This is a genomic window from Methanomethylovorans sp. (assembly GCF_041305605.1).
Taxonomy (GTDB): Archaea; Halobacteriota; Methanosarcinia; order Methanosarcinales; family Methanosarcinaceae; genus Methanomethylovorans.
Genome location: NZ_JBFYLB010000001.1, coordinates 1 through 20,523 on the forward strand (window position 1 = coordinate 1; position 20,523 = coordinate 20,523).

Genomic DNA, 20,523 nt, shown 5'->3' on the forward strand with positions numbered 1-20,523 from the left:
ATGGCAGATGTAACGAATCCCGCATTCAGGATGCTCTGCAAAAAACATGGTGCTGCACTTACATATTCTGAGATGATCAGTGCTGATGCAGTACTACATGGCAATTTAAGGACAACAAATCGTGGTCTTAGATGTAAAGAAGAAAAACCTTTTGCCATTCAGATCTTCGGCAATTCTGCAGATACCATTGCCACTGCAGCGAGCATGATAGAGGAGAGGTATTCACCTGATATCATCGACCTCAATTTTGGATGTCCTGCTAATGTGCTTGTTAAGGACGGTTCTGGTTCAGCACTACTAAATTTTCCGGAAAAGATACGAGAGATAGTCTCTAATGTCTGTGGAAAAGTGGATGTACCGGTAACAGCTAAGGTAAGAGTGCTGTATGACATTAAAAAAACGATTGATATCGCCAGGATAGTAGAAGAAGCTGGTGCTAGCGCCATCACTGTTCATGGGAGAACACAGGCTCAGCAATATGCGGGAAAAGCTGAACATGAATATGCCAGGAACATCAAAAATGAGCTCTCAATTCCGGTGATAGCAAATGGTGACATTGTTGATGGTCTTTCTGCAAAGCATGTACTTGAGCACACGGGATGTGATGCCTTGATGATGGGCAGGGCTGCTATGGGCAACCCACATGTTTTTGCGGAGATAACTCACTTTCTGCATACCGGAGAACAAATACATATAGATGAATGTACGCAACGACTTACAGATTTCAAAGAGTACGTGAGATTGCTGGAGTTGTATGGCCTTGAAGAATATGTGGATATAAGAATGCATGCTCGATGGTTCACAAGGGGCATAAAAGGTGGGAGGCATGTACGTCAGGGCGTCTCCGGTACACAAGACAAGGAAGCTGTTATCCGGCTAATGGAAAGCCTATGCGCACAATTCCCAGATGAGGCTACAAACAATGGTTTTCGTGTTAACTGATACAGTTTTTTATTCGGTTCAAACCGAAAGGCTTTATAACTATCAGCCAGTTCATAACCTACACAATTAAACATTGCATTTATACACAGTTGTGAATAAATGCAGGTTATAATTATCCATTATTCGGCAAGGATATTCAAAAAACAAACAGCAAGAAACAAAGTTGTGCCGATAATATATTGTTCTAATCTTGTGGAGAATCCAGATGAAAGAGATACGAATACACGGCCGGGGAGGCCAGGGTTCGGTCACTGCTGCCGAGCTTTTAGCCGTTGCAGCCTTTGCTGATGGTAAATTCAGCCAGGCATTCCCAGCTTTCGGAGTGGAAAGAAGAGGAGCACCTGTACAGGCGTTCACAAGGATCAATGACACACCTATCAGGCTCAGAAGCCAGATATACGAACCTGACTACGTGATCGTGCAGGATCCTACTCTTATAGAAGTAGTGGATGTGGCAGGCGGCCTGAAGGAAGATGGCATAATTATCATAAACAGTGACTTCGATCCATCAAATTTCAAACTTGACACCAGGGCCAAAGTTGTGACGGTCAATGCAACAAAGATCGCACTGGAAGTCATTGGCAGACCAATAGTCAACACAGTGCTCTTGGGAGCCTTTGCAGGAGCCACCGGTGAGATCAGGCCCGAGTCCATTAAGGAGGCCGTAAAAGAAAGATTCCCTGGTAAAGTGGGAGATAGGAACGCTGAAGCCATCCAGCAGGCATACGACATGATGAAGGAGGCTAAGGTATGAAGATACCGATCGGAGGTGTCTGTGAACCTGGCACCACAATGGTCAACAAGACTGGTGGGTGGAGAACCTACAAACCTGTCTATGACTATGATAAATGTATCAAATGCAAGTTGTGCGAACTGCTGTGCCCGGATATGGCCGTTTTGCCCAAAGAGGATGGGTACTTCCAGTTCAATTATGATTACTGTAAAGGATGCGGCATATGCGCCAATGAATGTCCAAAAAGCGCTATTAGCATGGTACTGGAGGAGAAGTGATGACACCAAAGGGAGATCTTGAAATGGAAAAGATGGTAGTCGTGGAGGGCTCTTATGCTGTGGCTCATGCCGTTAAAGTCTGCAGGCCCAATGTGATATCTGCTTATCCCATAACCCCCCAGACCCATATAGTGGAAGACCTGTCCCAGTTCATTGCTGATGGAGAGATCCCAAACTGTGAGTACATCAACGTAGAATCCGAGTTCTCGGCACTTTCAGCACTTGTTGGTTCCTCAGCCGTTGGAGCCAGGAGTTATTCTGCCACAACGTCCCAGGGCCTTGAGCTGATGCATGAGGTATTGTTCAATGTATCCGGTATGAGGATGCCCATAGTGATGACCGTTGCCAACAGGGCTGTAAGCGCACCCATCAACATCTGGAATGATCACCAGGATGCCATATCCCAGAGGGACACCGGCTGGATCCAGTTATACGGTGAGAACATCCAGGAGGTCTCTGACATGACTGCTCAGGCGTTCAAAATAGCTGAGGACAAGGACGTGCTCATGCCAGCCATGGTGTGTATGGATGGATTCATCCTGTCACACGTGTATGAGCCACTGGTGTTGCTGGAACAGGAACTTACTGACGAATATTTGCCTTCGTATAAACCTCTGAACGTGTTGGACCCAAAGAAACCATTGAGCTTCGGTGCATTTGCTGATCCCAACTACTACACAGAGTTCAGATATATGCAGCAGAAAGCCATGGAGAATGCCTTGAAGAAGATAGAGGACGCAGCCAATGAGTTCTATGATGTGTTTGGCAGGTACTACGGAGGTCTCATCGATGAGTACCAGACCGAGGATGCAGACATCATTTTCATGGCAATGGGTTCCATCGTGGGCACTATTAAGGATACCATTGACAAGCTAAGGCAGAGGGGGTTGAAGGTAGGCTTACTGAAAGTAAGGGCTTTCAGACCATTCCCGGCAGAAGCCATCAGAAAAGTTATCATGGATGCAAAGGTCGTCGTTGTTCTGGACAAGAATATCTCACTGGGACTCAACGAAGGTGCCCTGTTCACAGAAACCAAATCCTGCCTGTATAACACCAAGAACCGTGTACCTGTTGTGGGTTACATGATAGGCCATGGAGGCCGTGACATACGTATGAGCACGATAGAAAAGATAATATCTGAGGCTCAGGAAGTTATGAAGTCTGGAATCAAGATCGAGAGCCAGTTCACTGATGTGAGGGAGGAACTAGTATGAAACAGCTTTTTGTTTCGGGACACAGAGGATGTGCAGGTTGTTGTGATGCAATGGCTGCCAAATTCACTCTTATGGGTGCAGGTGAGGACTGCATAGTTGTCAGTCCTACCGGTTGCCTTGAGGTCATGACCACTCCGTTCCCTGAGACATCATGGAATGTGCCCTGGATACACTCACTATTCGAAAATGCCGCTGCTGTGGCATCTGGTATTGAGGCTGCACTGAAGGCCATGGGTAAGAAGGGCAACACCAGAGTGATCGCTATCGGCGGTGATGGTGCAACTATGGATATAGGTTTGCAGGCCATCTCCGGAGCTTTTGAGAGAGGACACGACTTCACTTATGTCTGTGTGGACAATGAAGCTTACATGAACACCGGAGTTCAAAGAAGCAGCGGAACACCATTTAATGCTTCAACCACCACAAGCCCTGCAGGAAAGGTTTCTTTTGGTAACCAACGACCTAAAAAGAATATGCCTGCTATCATCGCAGCACATGGCTCTCCATACGTGGCCACAACATCCCTTGGATATGGAAAGGATATGATCGCCAAAGTGAAGAAGGCCACTGAAACCGAAGGTCCGACATACATCCACTGCCATGCCCCCTGTACAACCGGCTGGGGATTCGACACTTCCAAGACAGTGGAAGTAGCCCAGATGGCAGTAAAGACCGGCCTGTGGCCACTGTTCGAGATGGAGAACGGCGAGATCACAAAGGTTAGGAAGATAGGCAAGCCAGCACCTGTTGATGACTATCTCAAAATGCAAAGCCGCTTCAAGCACCTTTTCAGCAAGGAAGGCGGTGCAGAAGAGATAGCCAAGATCCAGGCCATGGCTGACAAGAACATCGAGTACTACGGGCTTTGAGCGCCTGTAGCTATTCTTTTATTCTTTCTTATTTCCTTTTCGTTATTTTCCTTTCTAAAAAAATGATATGAACCATCAGTTACTATCTACCTGCATGACTGCTGAGGAAAAGGTCCCGGACAACACACACAATTTTGAAAGTATCTTCTCACTTCTACGACAGGAGTATCCTGATGCTGCACCTGCCCTGCATTTTAGTTCTCCTCTGGAACTGCTGGTTGCTACCGTTCTTTCAGCCCAGTGCACGGACCGCCAGGTAAATCAGGTCACTCAGTCCCTTTTCAAGAAGTACCGAACTGTGGAGGACTACGCTGCTGCGGACATATCAGAATTTGGCCGGGAAATATATTCCACAGGCTTCTACCACCAGAAAGCAAAGCATATCATCGAGAGCGCTCAGATAATGCTCTCAGATTTTGAAGGCAGGGTGCCTGATACCATGGAAGGTTTGCTACAGCTTCCCGGAGTTGGCCGCAAGACTGCTAATATAGTCCTGTCCAGAGCTTTCGGAAAAATAGAGGGCATTGCAGTGGATACCCATGTGAAGCGACTATCGCAACGATTGGCCTTCACCCGGAATGATGATCCTGACAAGATAGAGAAAGATCTCATGAGAATTGCAAAAAGGGAAGAGCTGGAAACATTGTCCATGACCCTGATCCTGCACGGACGCAATGTATGTGTGGCACGCAATCCTAAGTGTGAGATATGCGTCGTGAACAAGCTATGCCCGTCGAGCAAGGTTTGATTGCTGTCTTATCATGTGACTAATCATCGGAATCACTGAACTATTTTTTCCAAACTTATAAATACCGCAAAACTATATTTTTCATTGGGTTAAGTGGGGAGGCAGAGAAATTGCCGAAAGTATGCTCCGGCAATTATCAATATTTTTTAATGATATAAGTCACTAGACTGGCTTTGATCTTGGCTTTGTGTAAACAATATTACTGTCATTCTGCTCCCTGGTTAAACAAACAATAATGAACAGGAATAGAGGGGAGGAAAACAAAAGTGACAGATAGCAAGATATTTCCACCTGGTTTCGAAGATGTAACAAGATTTACTCTTTTAGAGGCACTTCTGGGGAGAAGAGCACGCAGGTTCTTTATGGGAGCATCCATACCTGATGGTTATTTCACATATACATCAAAGCATGATCCAAAACCGCTTTCTGAGCTTGAACAGATAACACTGCTGACAGCGATGGCAGGGAATACTGCATGGCATTACATGATAATGAGGGGGGAGGTATATGTCCCCAACCTGTCAAACTATGCCGGTGCCGCAGGAGGGAGGACTTTCCCGTCAGCTGCAGGATTCCACACAAGTGAGTTATTTTTCACCGATGACGATGGAGTATACTTCTTTGAGACAAGGGATGCACCTGCCCTGGATGAACGTGCCGTGGATGGTACACTGGAATTTGATACTTTGCTTGAAGCCCACCGTTCCCGTGTACGTAAAATTAACGACGGAAGACTGAAGATCCCTACCCAGATACCATACGTGGAAGCTCACAACACATGGGTTGTGAACCATCCGGGCACCACATTGGTCATACCTGTGGGAGACCTGGCTCAGCATGTCCTTGCTGGCCTGTGTTATTATACGCAGAATAAGGTTTGCTTCTATGACGACATAAACAGGCGGGACATAAAAGGAATGGAACGCTTCAGGAATCTTGTGGATGTGGAAAAACCATTACCTTTGAGCTTCCTGGAACTATGGTCCTTTGCAGAATTGACCGCTGAGCTTTCTACCTCCTGTTATGCAGGTATGCTGATGTTACAGGCCATGGGGTTGGGGGGATGGATGTTCAATGGAATGGATCCTTTTTCAGTGCTTGGGACCAGCGGAAACCCGGATGTTCCAGGTCTTGGCTTCAGGTATGATAATGATGAACGCTGGGCTTTGCCTAACCCAACGGGGCTTGAAGGGATCTTTGAAGCTTACTGTCCACCTCACTATAAGGATATGCATGCTGCAGTGGATGCGCTGGTGGAGAGAAAATTCGGACCTGGAGGACCGTTCCATCCTGATACACCCGGACCATGGAAAGAGAGCGGAAAAGTACGCTCAAGTGCAAAGGTGCATGACGAGCTATTCAGGGAATGTGTAGCCACGCAGGCCCAATACATCTTTGACACTTTCGGCAAGTTTCCTGGTACTGTTCCCAGCATCTACGTGATGCCTTACCTGCAGGCACACCATCTGGACCTGGAGTTCTATGACCAATTCTTCAAGCCCGGTGCGTACCTGAAAACTCATGCACAACACATGGAAAAGTGGCATTTTGAAACTATGAGCTGCTAGCCTTAAGCCTGTGGACATCACACTCTGAAAGGGGACCCTATGAGAAATAACCAATATATTAAAAAAGTTCTTTATAACAAGAAATAAATACTTGTTTACGATAGTATAGTTTAGTGAGTGGTCAAATCTCAATTAAGAGGGGGTTGGAGAAATGTTATTCATGGATATAATGACTTGGGATCCAAAAGATGATATAGAACTGAGTAAACGCTATATGGGGTGGGAATACCCTAAAGGCTACAATGTAATTGCAGAATGGTCTGACCTATCGTCATGCAGGGTCTTTGTGGTATACGAACTCGAGAATGAAGAAGCCTATATTGCTGCTACATTCCCTTGGAGAGACATCATGAAATGTGAGACAATTCCTGTTATGGAAACCCAGAAAGCCGTTGAGATCGCTTCTAAAATGATGTGCGAATGCCAATAAAGATGGCGAGGCACTGACCAAGTGTAGATTATCCTGACATAGCAGTCCGGAATTTTTTTAACACCGTTTCTATGTCCACGTAGATGGAGGTTTGAATAGTGTTTACATTATTTGATGTTTCAAACAAACTTTTACTTTGAGAAACGCTTCCATAATCTTCCGGTCCAATACTTAACATATTTTCATTATAGATTAATTATATATAATAGGTAATTGCTCTACTGCCCTTTGATGAACAATTAATGCCGCGCGTCGAGCAAGATAACATGGATGTAAAAACCGGGATTTCTGGGTATTTTAAGGAATCGTTTTTAAGTGACCTCAAAGCAGGTTTTATTACAGCTATCGTGGCACTGCCACTTGCTATTGCTTTTGCCATTGCATCCGGTGTAGAGCCGGTGATGGGTCTTTATACGGCTGTGATAGCCGGAATACTTGTATCTGCCACTGGTGGTTCCAAGTATTCTATAACCGGACCTACCGGTGCCATGACCGTCATCATTCTGTCCACCCTGAACTCCTATGGAATTGAAGGACTACTCCTTGCAGGTTTCCTTGCAGGCATTTTCCAGATACTCTTCGGCCTGTTCAAACTGGGCAAGGTTGTCAAATACATTCCACTGCCTGTTATATCTGGATTCACAAGTGGTATTGGTGCTATCATATTGATAGGGCAGGTACCTAACGCCCTTGGAATGGTGATCCCTGCAAAAGAATACGCATGGGAAACAGTTGTTGCCATCATCGAAAACCTTAGTTCAGCTAACACCACTGCGTTATTGATATGTGCAACTACCATAGTACTTTTGCTGTATCTGCCTGGGATACTGGCTAAAATAAAATACCTAAACAGCCTCCCCGCATCCATAGTGGCATTGATCCTGTCAGTATTGCTGATATTTTACATGAAGATCGACATTCCCATCGTGGGCAGCATCCCTACTGGCCTTCCAAGCATACAGATGATAAATCTCAATCCTCAACTGGTGCTAACTGTCCTCCCAGCTGCCCTTACCATCGCACTTCTCGGAACCATTGAAGCTTTGCTTTGTGCAGTGGTCTGTGACGGTATGACAAATACAAAACATGACAGCAACAGAGAACTGATGGGTCAGGGATTGGGAAATATCATATTGCCCTTCTTTTCAGGAATTCCCTGTACAGCTGCCATCGCAAGGAGTGCTGTCAACATCAGAGAAGGAGCAAAAACCCGGATGTCGGGGATAATCCATGCACTCATATTGTTCACAATACTTCTTTTCTTTGGCCCCATAGCTGCATTCATTCCGAAAGCCTACCTTGCAGGAGTGCTTATACTGGTTTCCCTCAGGATGATCAACGTCACCGAGTTCAAGACCATCATGCACATCAGTAAAATGGACACCACTGTCCTGATTGCCACATTTGTTCTTACAGTGCTCACAGACCTGGTATTTGCAGTGCAAATGGGCATGTTCCTGGCAATAATCCTGCTGTTCATAAGACTCACTAACGTCATCGATATCCAGACTATGGAGAGCTACGACAAGTCAACGGGTATTAACGCTACTATCTTTGCCGACCCATACCTGGAAAAGAATGTCTCGGTATATACTCTCAACGGACCATTCTTCTTCGGGGCCATGAACGTTTTTGAAAGCAAGATCAATGAACATATTAACATCAGCAAGCCTCATATAATACTGCGCATGCGTTACGTACCGTTCATAGATAGCACAGGTCTTGAAAGGCTTAGAAGCTTCATAGTTATGAGCAAGAAGAGGAATCAGAAAGTCTACCTCACATCAATACAGCCGGAAGTGATGGGGAGAATGAAAAATGACGAAGAGCTGATGGAACTAATGGAAAAACAGCATGTTCATACATTCGACCATACACAGGAAGCCCTGACATACTTAAAGAATCAGAATAAAAGTGATAAAATAGCCTGTGAGCTTAATTAAAAAAGGTATTCCAACTGCAGATATCTGCAGTTGATTTTTTTCATTTTATTCCTATGAACTTTTGAAAATGCTATCTTCAGAAGTCTCTAAGTATGATTATATAAAATATTTGCCTTGAATCCCCTCCATCGTTCCGAAACCAAATTTATCCGTAGGCATCTTGAAAAAGCCAAATTTTTCATTATTCATTTTGTCAACTAATATATAGTGTTATCATAAAAAGTTATACACAATTTGAAAAACAATAGACCTTCAGCCATTTAACAGGTCAAAAGCGTCCTTAAATCAGTGCTTTCAGCCTTAGAATTTCAACTTTCAATTTAGAGATCAATATTCTGATCCTTCATTGTTTCTGTACCTTTTCCCCGCATTCACCACAGAACTTAACACCGAGTTCCAGTTTTGCTCCACACTTAGTACAAAATGCATCTTTCTGGATCTTTGCACCACATTCAGAACAGAACTTGACCTTTGGATCAGAAAGCGGAGAGTTGCACTCTGGGCATGTGGCTCTTACACCCTCTCTCCAGTTCTCTTCTTTGAGCACTTCTCTGTCTTCTTCCGCCATTTTAGAATGAGCCCAAACCTCTTCTACTGTACGGCTTGATTGAGCAGCCGCCATCTCTACAGCGATATCCGGAGAACAATTTTTGCAAAGTCCCTTTTTATCGTTCCAGCAACTTTTCTTGCATACCCAAGAGGAACACCTCGGACACTGTATGAAATCAGGTTTCAGTTCTTGCATTGCTTCTGCAAAAGCATCATCATGAGCTTTTTCCCACCCTGCTGAACGTGCTCTTTCGCTAAGGTCAGCAGCACGTCCTAAAATACCACCGAACAAACCACTGGCAGCATCTAACGCCCCAGTGACCTTACCGATAGCTGATGCTTTAAAACGCGTTCTATAACCAGTGCCACAGCGATCACAGTAAAACTCGAATTGAAATCCCTGATTGGTACTCTGGTCGGAATAATTCCTGGTGAATTCTATTTTGCCGCTCATAGGTTTTTCTCCTTAAAGATGATACAAGGTGAGATTTTCTGATATATGATCAATAAATGCAGGCATTAAACTTTTAAGCATGTAACTGACAACCAATAGCATATCTATCAAAGATAAAGCATTAAGTTGCAATCAGAATTTGTGATTGCCATATATTTGCTTTGCCCTTTGATCACCTCAGTTTTCCGCACCCCCAACTTTACAAAAATCACCTTTAATAAATAAAACTTATTTTAGGTATTAAATTCCTCAGAAGCTATCATTCGCAAACAACCGCTTCGCAAACTCCATCCTCTTTTCCAGATCAGGCCCTTCAAACTCTTCTGCGACCTTCTCAAGCAGTTCCGGTATGGGTAAGTTTTGAGGACATGCATCCAGACATTGGCCGCACTGCACACACTGGGATGCGAAGTTTCTTTCAGCTCCCCTTAGAATTCCTCCGAGCTTTGCAGCATACATCATTAGAAGCCTGTCCTTTCCGCCGAACATGTACAAATTATTGTACGTTTCAAAGCAGGCAGGAATATCCACACTCTGAGGGCAAGGCATACAGTATCTGCAACCGGTGCAACCAACTTTCATTAGTTCTTTATACTTGTTTGCGACCCTGTCAACAAGTTCCAGATCTTTAGTAGTAAGAGAATCCGCAAGACCTTCTTCAGCAGCTTTTAGGTTCTCTTCAACCTGATATGGTTCACTCATACCGGAAAGCACAACTGTGACCTCGGGATGGTTCCACACCCAGCGCAATGCCCACTGCACAGGACTACGCTTGACATCAGCTTCGTTCCAGGTATCCATTACCTCACAAGGAACAGGGTCTGCCAGATTACCACCTCGCAACGGCTCCATGATCACAACCCCAAGGCCACGGGAAGCAGCATACTCAAGACCTTTTGTTCCTGCCTGGATATTCTTATCCAGGAAATTATACTGGATCTGGCAGAAGTCCCATTCATAACCATCCACTACATCCGTGAAATCTTCGGCGTTACCGTGGTAAGAAAAACCTGCATTGATGATGCGCCCGTCAGCTTTAGCCCTGTCAAGGAACTCAGCAACACCTAAGTCCCGAATAGTTTTCCAGCTACTACCCACCAAACTGTGTATAAGATAATAATCAATATGATCGGTATTCAGTTTCTCAAGCTGAGCATTGAGGAAACGGTCCATGTCCTCATGGATTTTGACCATCCATTGAGGCTGTTTTGTGGCAATTTTCACCTTTTTCCTGTATCCATCTGCAAGCGCACGCCCAAGGAAAGGCTCACTTTCTCCCATATGATAAGGCCACGCGGTATCCACATAGTTCACGCCATTGTCTATTGCATAGCGGACCATCTGCATAGCTTTTATTTCATCAATGCTACCATTATCCTTTACTGGCAGGCGCATAGCACCAAAACCAAGTATTGAAAGCTCATCTCCATTCTTTGGCATTTTCCTGTATAACATTTCAATTTCTCCTTTTGTTGCTTATTTAACGACAAATTATTGTGCAAATATTCTTTTTTGTGCCAACCAAAATATGCATGAGGTTTGTGTTCATGCCTTAAGCCTTTGTTTTTATATATTTTTCCCCATATTTTTATCTGATTCTCTGAGAGTTTTAAACTGCCGAGATTTATATAAATCAGTGATGTGCATAATTATACATTCTACTATGTTCATAGTCGTTATATCAATGACCAGATAGTCTGGTATATGGTGAAAGACCATGATTCTGAAAAACGTTATTAGCTGGGCTTTTATTATATTATTTACCTTCACTCCTCTTGCAGGATGCACTGTAAACAACTCGACCTATTATGTTGATACAAATGATACTGAATACTACGACTGGAACATAACTGATGATGAAATTCAAATAAGTCAGACATTCGACGTTAGTGCAAATGATACAGGAAACTATAGCTGGAATGTTACAAATGCTGAAATTCAAATGGATCAAACGTTTGATTATGCAGCAAGCTCAGTATCCTTAAAAACACCGGTTGTTTATGTCGATACAGATGGAACCGGAAATTACAACTGTGATGGAACAAATGATCACGTTCAAATAAATCAGGCTCTAGCATACATAAATGGACGTGGCGGTGGTACTGTATACCTTAGGGGCCCAAATACATACTGGATCGATAGTACCCTAAATATAGGTGCAGATACGGTCCTGACAGGTGACTCAACAGCTGAGATCAAATTGGTTGCGAACGCCGGTTGGGCATCAGATGTCCCACTAATCAGAGGCGCAACCGGAGCCGATAATATAGTGATCACTGGATTTATTATCGACGGAAACAGTGAATCACAATCCGGTATACCCAAAGGTCAAGGATACTATAACCTGATATTGTTCCAGAGCTCAAACAATGTTGAGGTATCCCATATGCGTATGGAATGGGGTACAGGCGATGGGATGAAAATTTACAACGGAAATGGTATTAAGTTCCTTTATAACGATGTCTATAAACTCGGTCATGATGCATGCTATATGCTGTATTCTAACAACGGAGAATGTGCATACAATACCGTAATGACGCGAACAAACAGCGCATGCCGAATCACCTGGGGATCACATTTCACTGTGCATGACAATATCTTCTACTCTGATCTATCAGGAGGGGACTCTACAGGTCCGGCTATTGAGATAGACAAAACAAACACAGGCAGTACCGCAGTGTTTGATGACATCGAAATTTACAATAATAAAATATACTCCATTAATGGTGCAGGTATCTGGATGTTTGCAGGATACCCTGACAATGTTATCAGGGCAAAGAACGTGCACATACACCACAATACTTTTACTAAAGTCGGGCAGTATGCTACAAATACTGGATATAGCAATGCAGCAATCGTGATCCAAAACTTTGATAATACGATCATTGAGAACAATGTCTTTGACGATGGTGGTCACGCCGCAATAAAATGGTATGTGTGGGCTGGACATATTGCACAGCAAAATACACAGTTCACCACCTACGTTAGGAACAATATCATAATGAACAGTGACGGAGTAAGTGGAATTACAGGTTCAGGTGTGGGTATATGGAACACACAGCCATCCTACGCGAAGTTCATAGTCCAGAATAATAACATCTACAACAACAAGAACGGACAAACCTATGGTTCAGGTTTCACAATGAGCAACAACCTGAATGTTGATCCTCTATGTGCTGATTCCACCAATTCAAAGCTCAGTTCTCGTGATTACCACCTTAAGAGCAAAGCAGGTCGCTATTCAAGTGGTAAATGGGTAACAGATTCCGTTTCAAGCTCATTGATCGATGCAGGTAATTCCAAATGTATCTGCAGCAATGAGCCATCTCCAAATGGTGCATTAATAAACATTGGCAAATATGGTAATACTAATGAAGCTTCCAAAAGTGGCTCCTCAGCTTCAACAGTTCCAAACCAGATAGATGATTCACTAACTGCTTACGATAACAGATTGCGTGAAGCATCTCCAACAACTGTTACTTCAGATTCCAACTTTATTGACATCGGACAAAGTGGAACACGTTACAGAGATGTTATGTGGTTCGATCTCAGTGAATATAGCACAACGGATACAGTATCCAAAGCAACACTTTCACTCTATTGGTATTATCCCACGGGCGCTACACGCACTTCTGATACTGTAGTCGAAGTTTACAGACCTCTTGAATGGGACCAAAAATATGTAACCTGGAATAATCGTGCCTCAGGTACTCCCTGGACTACAGCAGGAGGAAACTGGTATGATAAGAACGGCGTTTCCCAGGGCAGTACGCCATATGCATCCCTTACTTTCCCGGCCAAGACGGTGCCTGGTAACAAATACTATGAGTTCGATGTAACACAGCTTGTACAGGAATATGTCACCGGAAAGAACAAGAACACTGGATTTTTCCTCAAGGCTAAGACAGAGAGCGGCAATTACATTGCATTCTACAGTTCAGAATGGTCGAATGCTGCCCAGAGGCCAAAATTAACAGTTACTACAGGAACAAGTTCAACTCCAATAGATAATGTACCGGTTGCAAATGCCGGTGCAGACAAGACTGCAACCACAGGTTCAACTGTTAGCTTTGATGGAGGATCTTCCACTGATGACAAAGGAATAGTCTCTTACAGATGGGACTTTGACACATCAAATGGAATAACCATAGAGGCCACCGGTAAAACTGCCACAAAAACCTATACAACTGCAGGTACTTACACTGTAACACTAACTGTTATTGATGTGAGTGGGCAGCAATCCTCAGATACATTAAAGGTGGTTGTAAGCAGCCCGGTAGATAAGCCACCGGTTGCAAATGCTGGTGCAGATAAAACTACCACCAGAGGTACAGCTGTTAGTTTCACAGGTAGTTTATCTACTGACGACAAAGGAATAGTCTCCTACAGGTGGGACTTTGATGCTTCAAATGGCATAACCAATGAAGCTACAGGCATGAAAGCTACGAAGACATATACGACTGCAGGAACTTACACAGTGACTCTCACTGTCATTGATGCAAGTGGACAGAAATCTACGGACACATTAAAGGTAGTTGTCAAATGATGTCTAAATCTTTTACAAAAAGGTGGCTTTCACCTTTACGTGAAAAGTGCCAATAGCTAGAGGCTATAGGAGAATTGAGTGTGAGCGTAAAATAATTGCGCTCCACTTATTTTATGCTCTTGCTTTAGAGCTGTCCTTTGGCTGGCTTCTATTAAATAATGCCGAATTCTATTTATATTTATTTAACTATATATTTAGATGAATGTTCTGAAACCATATCTTAAGAGCTGAAACTTGGCTATCAAATGTACACTAAAGATTCTGAAATGATTCTCTTAAGAAGGGTCTTGAGGAGTACGGATGTAAATGGGATATGTGGTTTGGAAAGAAATGTGGAGATTTAATTAGGTATATAAGATAGAATGAAAAACGTGGTGCACAAATATGACCTTAATCGATAAAATACGTGCAGAGCCAGAAATGTGGGATCTCTTCACGAAAAAAGAAGAATACAATCCACCCTTTTTAGATAAGTATGAGAGATTTCCTTATTATTTGAGCAAACATAGGGACTTAATGGAGCCAACCTTATCTAAGTATTTGATAGATAATGGATTGAGTCCGGAATATCCACATGGAAAAAAGTTTGCTGTTTGCCTTACACATGATATAGACGCCATAAAACAGACATTGACCAACTGTGCAGTTGAATCTGTAAAATCCACAATAAAAGGCAATTACAAACATAGTCTGCAATATACAATATCCGGCCTTGATAAAAAACAACATCCTTTCCGGGATTTTGAAAGAATAATGGAAATCGAGGAGAAACACGATGCTAAATCAAGTTTCTATTTCCTTGCACTTAAACCTGGGGAAAAAGATTACAACTATGATCTTGAAGAAGTGGGTGACGAAATTAGAGACATATCCGATAATGGGTGGGAAGTGGGACTACATGGAGGACATGAATCATATAACAACCTTAAAGTGATGATGCAGGAAAAGAAACTACTTGAAAATGTTTTGGGAAAAAAGATTGTAGGCTATAGAAATCATTACCTAAGATTCAAAACACCAGACACGTGGGAACTATTAAGCAAGGCAGGCTTCAAATATGATACGACATTTGGATATTCCGATTGTGCTGGATTCAGGAATGGAATGTGTCATCCATTCAGGCCATTTAACCTGAACACCGGTAAGGAAATAGATATTCTTGAGATACCACTTGTAATAATGGATCGGACAATTTTAGATTACATGAGACTAAATTCTGAAAAAGCCTGGAAGCTTACAAAACAATTAATTGACCGAGTAGAGCAACATAGAGGTGTGATCACTATACTCTGGCACAATAGCTCTATGGATGGGGATTACCTGAAATTCTATGAGCGAATATTGAAATATTGCTCTGACAAAAATGCCTGGATGACAAGTGGAGAAGAAATCCTTAAGAACTATACCTCAAAGTAAAAGAGCAAGATGAGAGGGATGGATATCAAAAAGGAACATTGTGTATTAGTTCTTGGAGGACGTGTAAACGGCTACTCCATTATTCAAGAATTACATGAAAAGGGCGTTGAAGATATAATTCTCTTTGATGTGTCAAAAAGAGTAGCTGCTTTCAGTAATAAAATTAAAAGATATAAAACAATTCAAAACACTGCTGAAAGTTTATATTCTGAGTTAAATGAGATCCATAAAGAATATGACAAAATTATAATTTTCCCTTCTGATGATCTATATCTTGAAAACTTATATAAGATATATGATGAAATCCAATCGTTTTGCTTTGTACCAATTAATAGCAATAACTTTACAGAATGCAGCAATAAATATGTACAATATGAGTACTGTGAAAAATTGGGAGTACCTTATCCAAAAACAAAACAAATAGCAAATAGAGAAGATCTAAAGTCCATTAACATACAATATCCAATATTAATTAAACCAAATAAAAGAGAAGATCTAAAGCTAAAAGTTTTCAGGAATATAACACTGGAAAACGAAAGTGATTTACATCAAAGGAGTGAGGAACTAGAGAAATATATAGATGCCGGAATATCTTTTCTGGCTTCAGAAATCATACCAGGCGATGGTTCCTGTATATATGCTTATGTAGGCTACCGTAATAAGAACGGAGAGATCTTGAACGAATGGACCGGAAAGAAATTATCACAATTCCCGGATGATTTCGGAGTGTTTTCCAGTGCATCCAATGAAGCTCCTGATATAATCAGGGTACAGGGAAGAACACTCCTTGAAGGAATGAATATATACGGTATTGCTGAACCTGAGTTTAAGCATGATTGCCGAGACGGAAAGTACAAATTGACTGAAATAAATCTGAGATCGATGATGTGGCACAGGGTAGGCAATCTATCAGGTGTGAACATCCAGTACTCGCAGTATTTAGACGCCTTGGGGAAAACCGTATCCCACCAAGATCAACTTAAGAGCAAGAATATTCATTTTGTGTATCTCAAGCACGAGATCATAAACCTGATATCAAGACCAGGATATTATAAAATATTCTATCATAACATATTTACCTCAGATGAAACTCACTTCGCCACGTTTGACAAAAAAGATTTAAAACCATTCATTGTAGATTGCAAAGAAACATCTATCGATATCATAAATGCTTGCTTAAGAAAACTGAAAATAAAACGGTAGTAAGAGTTAGAAGGCAGATTTTTTAAACTTAACAAATAAAAATATGAAATTATTCTTTTAACCCAAGATTAGCAAATTTGCACAAAATATGAAAGAGATGAATTAGAAATAATTATTACAATTTTTGTTTTATTTTTGTAAGTGCATGCTTAAACATTGTTTGTTCTTGTTGGTTAAAACTCTTTAGAACTAAGGTGGAAGCTACGTATACCAATGCTCCAAAAATCACATTTCTAACTAAAGAAAACAGATCATCTGAATTAAGGAAAAACAAAAAGGAACACATTATAAAGGACGAAAGTACACATTTTGAAATGAATACCCAATCAATATCCGGCCTTAAATACTTAAATGACACTTGGGCACATATTAGTACCATTAGCAAATAAGAAGCAAAAGTTGCAATTGCCGCTCCTACTATTCCATAAAGAGGTATCAAAAAAAGGTTCAATATTACATTCAAAGAAGCCGCAAATACCTGAATGAACAAATTGAACTTCGTTCTTTTTACCAAGTGAGTAATGTTGATCAATATCTGAAATACACCAGCTAACAAGCCAGAGGCAGCTACAAAAGGAATCACAGTACTACCTGATGCAAATTCTGGGGTTGTTATAATAACTAGTAAAGGTTTGGAAAGAAAAGCCAAACCGAAAGAGGCAGGAATTGCAGCATATAAAAAATACTTAAGGGATGTATTTATGTAAACAGCAGCTTCGGCGTGTTTTCCCCGATTATAAAGTCTTGAAAGTTCAGGAAACAGTATGAATTGGAGAGGAGTTATTATGAAAGTAACCAAATTTCCAATGCCATAGGATGCAGAATAAATTCCTGCAGGACTTAATCCTATAAAATAAGTTATCATGTATCTGTCACTTGAATCTGTAACCCATCTAATGACTGAGTTTGGTGTCAAAGGTAAACTGTATCTTAAGATGTCTTCAATTCCTTGGAATCTTGGTAATGAAAAACCAATGTCTGAGATTATGAAGTACATTGAAATGATGAATAATGTAGATTGAATTAATACCAGAGAAATTATAATTGATAATAGTCCAAAACCGAGATAAAGCAAAAATATAGTAACAATAAGATGCCCGATCGACTTGAGAATAGTAAGAATGGCGAATGTATTTATTTTCTGGAATATTCTGAAATAGAACAATACGATCTGATCTACGGCTAAAAGCAAGACTAAAAATGATCCACATTTTACAAAATATGATGTTGTAGGATCTCCAAAAATGGTCTGTGCCAAAAAATCGGATGCGAAATAAAGCATTGTTGAGATAATAACTCCAGCAAAAGAGACTATGAATAGAACCGAGTAAAATGTTTCTCTTACTCGTTGAAGATCTTGCTCACCTGATAGGAATCTAACAATTCCCATTGATAAGCCTAAGACTGCCACCGGGCTCAGAAGAGATACAGTTATCGAGATTTGGGCCCATATACCATAATCGTAGCTTCCTAGGGTTTTTGTTATTATAGGTAGCAACAAAAATGACCCAAGTGATGATAAAACCTGGGACAGACCCACTATTCCGATATCTTTGATGAGTTTATAGCTGGACATAACGATCCTGAAAAACCTAGTGATTAATATTTTATAGCAAATATATTAAACACTAAGTATATAACCCTATTCAGCATTCTGCAAAGTGTTCTTTACAGTCTCTCTGTCCTCATAATTACTAACTATAAATAGCATTGCCTATATAGAGTCTTGTTGAATCATATTTCTCAAAATTGCATAGTTTCTAGCATTAGAGAGAATTTTGAGAAGAGTGCGTAGTAAGTAGTGTATACCACAGATACATTTTAATTCATGTGAAAAGTGGCTTTTATATTCGAGTTATTTATTTCTCTATTTGCAAGCATTTATTAAATAGTGTGTTTTGAAGTTGAAATATAACACACGAATATATTTTATATAGTAAATAAATATGTATTTATTTCACCTATTAAATAGTTAATTAACTTAAGACTATTTAAAACCTACACTTATTAATGTTTCTGTAAATGGAAGAATCAATCTTTATAGAGGTTCTATTCTAAATGTAAACACACTCTATATAGAGTACATATATGTATATATATCTATTAATTTTAATAATAATATATTTACACTTACATATTTTCGGCAAATACTTATCTATCATAGTGTCAATCTGACTTTTGAATGCAAGTAAATTAAAATTGCACTAAAATCAGTAAAGGAGAGTGAAATATGTTTAAAAGTCATTATACAAAAATTTGTGAAAGATTTAGTCTTCATAGATGGACTAAATCTCGTCATGTATTATTAATAGAATTGTGCCTCAGTAGTTGCTTCTTATTCTTCTCATCATGGCCTGTTTTTGCCAAAAGCTGTGATGCGTCAACTAATAATAAAAACAAATCCTTGGCAAAGAAAACATTCATTTTGTTCCTCAGCATCTCGATTTGCTTCCTGTCTTTCTCAGTTGTCGGAAGTAGCCTATCATCAGCGGCAACAGTATATGTTGACACCGACGGGACAGGGGACTATAATTGTGATGGAACAAATGATCATATCGAGATCAATAAAGCATTAACGTACATTGACAGCCTTGGCGGCGGCACTGTATACCTAAGAGGGCCAAATACATACTGGATAGATGCAACCCTTGAGATGGGATCAAATACGATCCTCACCGGAGATTCAAGTGCTTGTATCAAATTGGTACCAAATGCAGGATGGTCTGCTGAAGTACCACTGATAAAAAACAAAAGCGGTGCAAATAGAAATTTCACGATCAAAGGATTCGAAATTGATGGAAACAGTGAAAGCCAATCTGTATCTCGTGGAAAAGGATACTATAACCTGATGTATTTCGAGAATTGTAAAGGTGTTACAGTAACAGATATGCACTTGGAATGGGGAACAGGCGATGGGCTAAAAGTAAAGAACAAACCTTATTCGTACACCACTTCTGCAGATATCACATTCACAGGAAATACAGTATATAAACTTGGGCATGATGCTCTCTATGTCCTAGGAATGAACGGCGTAACTGTAGCAAATAATGATGTTTTTACAAGGACAAACAGCGCTTTCAGGTTGTCAAGCTCTGGCAACGCAAAGATCTATAACAACGTCATCCATTCAGCGCTTTCTGGAGATTCAACAGGTCCGGGTATAGAGATAGATAAGAGCAGTGGATACAAATCAGAAAATATTGAAATATACAATAATAAATTCAGTACTTTTTATGGTTCAGGCATCTGGATAGATGGAGAAGACAGCGATAATGTCATACGTGGTAAAAATGTATACATACATCATAATACATTTACCAATGTAGGAGGATACCCTACCAATACCGGATACAGCAATGCAGCAATCACGATAGGACAATTTGATAATACAAAAATAGAATACAATGTCATAGATAACGGCGGACAGGCTGGTATCAAGTATTATCAATATTCCGGATCTTATAAGATGAGCTCAAAATTCACCACATACGTAAATAACAACGTTATCAAGAACTGTAATAAGAATGTAGCAACCGGAGTATGGAACTATAATTCAGCAAATCACAAATTTGTACTAACGAACAACTGCATTTATAACAATGCAAAGGGTCCGTATACTGGTTCAAATAT

16 protein-coding genes are annotated in these 20,523 nt (G+C 41.0%); 13 read left to right on the forward strand and 3 right to left on the reverse strand.

Translation table 11 applies throughout. From position 1 onward, the window contains the following. The 9 genes from ACCM36_RS00005 to ACCM36_RS00045 form a co-directional block, all read left to right on the forward strand. Nucleotides 1-942: tRNA dihydrouridine synthase (locus ACCM36_RS00005; protein ID WP_370571644.1), on the forward strand; the 942-nt coding region annotated here is incomplete at its 5' end. Between the two features lie 205 nt (nucleotides 943-1,147). After that, nucleotides 1,148-1,696: a pyruvate ferredoxin oxidoreductase subunit gamma gene (locus ACCM36_RS00010; RefSeq protein WP_370571645.1), complete on the forward strand. Its 549-nt coding sequence runs from the start codon at nucleotides 1,148-1,150 to the stop codon at nucleotides 1,694-1,696. Further along, nucleotides 1,693-1,953: a pyruvate synthase subunit PorD gene (porD, locus tag ACCM36_RS00015; RefSeq protein WP_370571646.1), complete on the forward strand. Its 261-nt coding sequence runs from the start codon at nucleotides 1,693-1,695 to the stop codon at nucleotides 1,951-1,953. Before ACCM36_RS00010 ends, porD begins: the two co-directional genes overlap by 4 nt. Continuing rightward, nucleotides 1,953-3,167, forward strand: coding sequence for a pyruvate synthase subunit PorA (gene porA, locus ACCM36_RS00020; protein WP_370571647.1), 1,215 nt, complete (start codon nucleotides 1,953-1,955; stop codon nucleotides 3,165-3,167). Before porD ends, porA begins: the two co-directional genes overlap by 1 nt. Then, entirely contained in the window at nucleotides 3,164-4,036 is an 873-nt protein-coding gene (porB, locus tag ACCM36_RS00025) for a pyruvate synthase subunit PorB (protein ID WP_370571648.1), read from the forward strand. Before porA ends, porB begins: the two co-directional genes overlap by 4 nt. Nucleotides 4,037-4,130: 94 nt before the next feature. Further along, nucleotides 4,131-4,784, forward strand: coding sequence for an endonuclease III (gene nth, locus ACCM36_RS00030; RefSeq protein WP_370571649.1), 654 nt, complete (start codon nucleotides 4,131-4,133; stop codon nucleotides 4,782-4,784). 266 nt (nucleotides 4,785-5,050) lie between these two features. Continuing rightward, nucleotides 5,051-6,352: a hypothetical protein gene (locus ACCM36_RS00035; RefSeq protein ID WP_370571650.1), complete on the forward strand. Its 1,302-nt coding sequence runs from the start codon at nucleotides 5,051-5,053 to the stop codon at nucleotides 6,350-6,352. Nucleotides 6,353-6,503: 151 nt separating this feature from the next. Further along, the gene (locus ACCM36_RS00040; RefSeq protein ID WP_370571651.1) at nucleotides 6,504-6,782 is read left to right on the forward strand and encodes a DUF3303 domain-containing protein; all 279 of its coding nucleotides are present in this window, start codon (nucleotides 6,504-6,506) and stop codon (nucleotides 6,780-6,782) included. Nucleotides 6,783-7,024: 242 nt separating this feature from the next. Continuing rightward, a complete protein-coding gene (locus ACCM36_RS00045; protein WP_370571653.1) occupies nucleotides 7,025-8,725 on the forward strand; it encodes a SulP family inorganic anion transporter in 1,701 nt (566 codons plus the stop codon). Nucleotides 8,726-9,068: 343 nt separating this feature from the next. Here ACCM36_RS00045 and ACCM36_RS00050 read toward each other — a convergent pair whose 3' ends face one another. Next, nucleotides 9,069-9,728, reverse strand: a complete 660-nt coding sequence (locus ACCM36_RS00050; RefSeq protein WP_370571654.1) for a zinc ribbon domain-containing protein — start codon at nucleotides 9,726-9,728, stop codon at nucleotides 9,069-9,071. Between the two features lie 249 nt (nucleotides 9,729-9,977). Beyond that, nucleotides 9,978-11,183, reverse strand: a complete 1,206-nt coding sequence (locus ACCM36_RS00055; RefSeq protein ID WP_370571655.1) for an aldo/keto reductase — start codon at nucleotides 11,181-11,183, stop codon at nucleotides 9,978-9,980. Between the two features lie 262 nt (nucleotides 11,184-11,445). Here ACCM36_RS00055 and ACCM36_RS00060 point away from each other — a divergent pair, with 262 nt between their 5' ends. The 3 genes from ACCM36_RS00060 to ACCM36_RS00070 all read left to right on the forward strand — a co-directional run bounded on the left by ACCM36_RS00060 (nucleotide 11,446) and on the right by ACCM36_RS00070 (nucleotide 16,893). Continuing rightward, nucleotides 11,446-14,274: a disaggregatase related repeat-containing protein gene (locus ACCM36_RS00060; RefSeq protein ID WP_370571656.1), complete on the forward strand. Its 2,829-nt coding sequence runs from the start codon at nucleotides 11,446-11,448 to the stop codon at nucleotides 14,272-14,274. A 384-nt stretch (nucleotides 14,275-14,658) separates the two neighbouring features. Next, the gene (locus ACCM36_RS00065) at nucleotides 14,659-15,690 is read left to right on the forward strand and encodes a polysaccharide deacetylase family protein (RefSeq protein WP_370571657.1); all 1,032 of its coding nucleotides are present in this window, start codon (nucleotides 14,659-14,661) and stop codon (nucleotides 15,688-15,690) included. 9 nt (nucleotides 15,691-15,699) lie between these two features. Beyond that, a complete protein-coding gene (locus ACCM36_RS00070; protein ID WP_370571658.1) occupies nucleotides 15,700-16,893 on the forward strand; it encodes a hypothetical protein in 1,194 nt (397 codons plus the stop codon). A 115-nt stretch (nucleotides 16,894-17,008) separates the two neighbouring features. Here the strand turns inward: ACCM36_RS00070 and ACCM36_RS00075 are convergent, their stop codons facing one another. Further along, complete coding sequence (locus ACCM36_RS00075) at nucleotides 17,009-18,469, reverse strand: flippase (RefSeq protein WP_370571659.1); 1,461 nt, start codon at nucleotides 18,467-18,469, stop codon at nucleotides 17,009-17,011. A gap of 828 nt (nucleotides 18,470-19,297) precedes the next feature. Here ACCM36_RS00075 and ACCM36_RS00080 point away from each other — a divergent pair. Next, nucleotides 19,298-20,523 (forward strand): right-handed parallel beta-helix repeat-containing protein (locus ACCM36_RS00080; RefSeq protein WP_370571660.1); only part of this gene is annotated, 1,226 nt, incomplete at its 3' end.

What these genes read in the sequence shown, in the direction of transcription:
- ACCM36_RS00070 (WP_370571658.1), top strand. Translation starts at nt 15,700, where the DNA reads ATGAGAGGGATGGATATCAAAAAGGAACATTGTGTATTAGTTCTTGGA.
- porA (WP_370571647.1), top strand. Translation starts at nt 1,953, where the DNA reads ATGACACCAAAGGGAGATCTTGAAATGGAAAAGATGGTAGTCGTGGAG.
- porD (WP_370571646.1), top strand. Translation starts at nt 1,693, where the DNA reads ATGAAGATACCGATCGGAGGTGTCTGTGAACCTGGCACCACAATGGTC.
- ACCM36_RS00060 (WP_370571656.1), top strand. Translation starts at nt 11,446, where the DNA reads ATGATTCTGAAAAACGTTATTAGCTGGGCTTTTATTATATTATTTACC.
- porB (WP_370571648.1), top strand. Translation starts at nt 3,164, where the DNA reads ATGAAACAGCTTTTTGTTTCGGGACACAGAGGATGTGCAGGTTGTTGT.
- ACCM36_RS00010 (WP_370571645.1), top strand. Translation starts at nt 1,148, where the DNA reads ATGAAAGAGATACGAATACACGGCCGGGGAGGCCAGGGTTCGGTCACT.
- ACCM36_RS00055 (WP_370571655.1), bottom strand. Translation starts at nt 11,183, where the DNA reads ATGTTATACAGGAAAATGCCAAAGAATGGAGATGAGCTTTCAATACTT.
- ACCM36_RS00075 (WP_370571659.1), bottom strand. Translation starts at nt 18,469, where the DNA reads ATGTCCAGCTATAAACTCATCAAAGATATCGGAATAGTGGGTCTGTCC.
- ACCM36_RS00040 (WP_370571651.1), top strand. Translation starts at nt 6,504, where the DNA reads ATGTTATTCATGGATATAATGACTTGGGATCCAAAAGATGATATAGAA.
- nth (WP_370571649.1), top strand. Translation starts at nt 4,131, where the DNA reads ATGACTGCTGAGGAAAAGGTCCCGGACAACACACACAATTTTGAAAGT.
- ACCM36_RS00045 (WP_370571653.1), top strand. Translation starts at nt 7,025, where the DNA reads ATGCCGCGCGTCGAGCAAGATAACATGGATGTAAAAACCGGGATTTCT.
- ACCM36_RS00065 (WP_370571657.1), top strand. Translation starts at nt 14,659, where the DNA reads ATGACCTTAATCGATAAAATACGTGCAGAGCCAGAAATGTGGGATCTC.
- ACCM36_RS00050 (WP_370571654.1), bottom strand. Translation starts at nt 9,728, where the DNA reads ATGAGCGGCAAAATAGAATTCACCAGGAATTATTCCGACCAGAGTACC.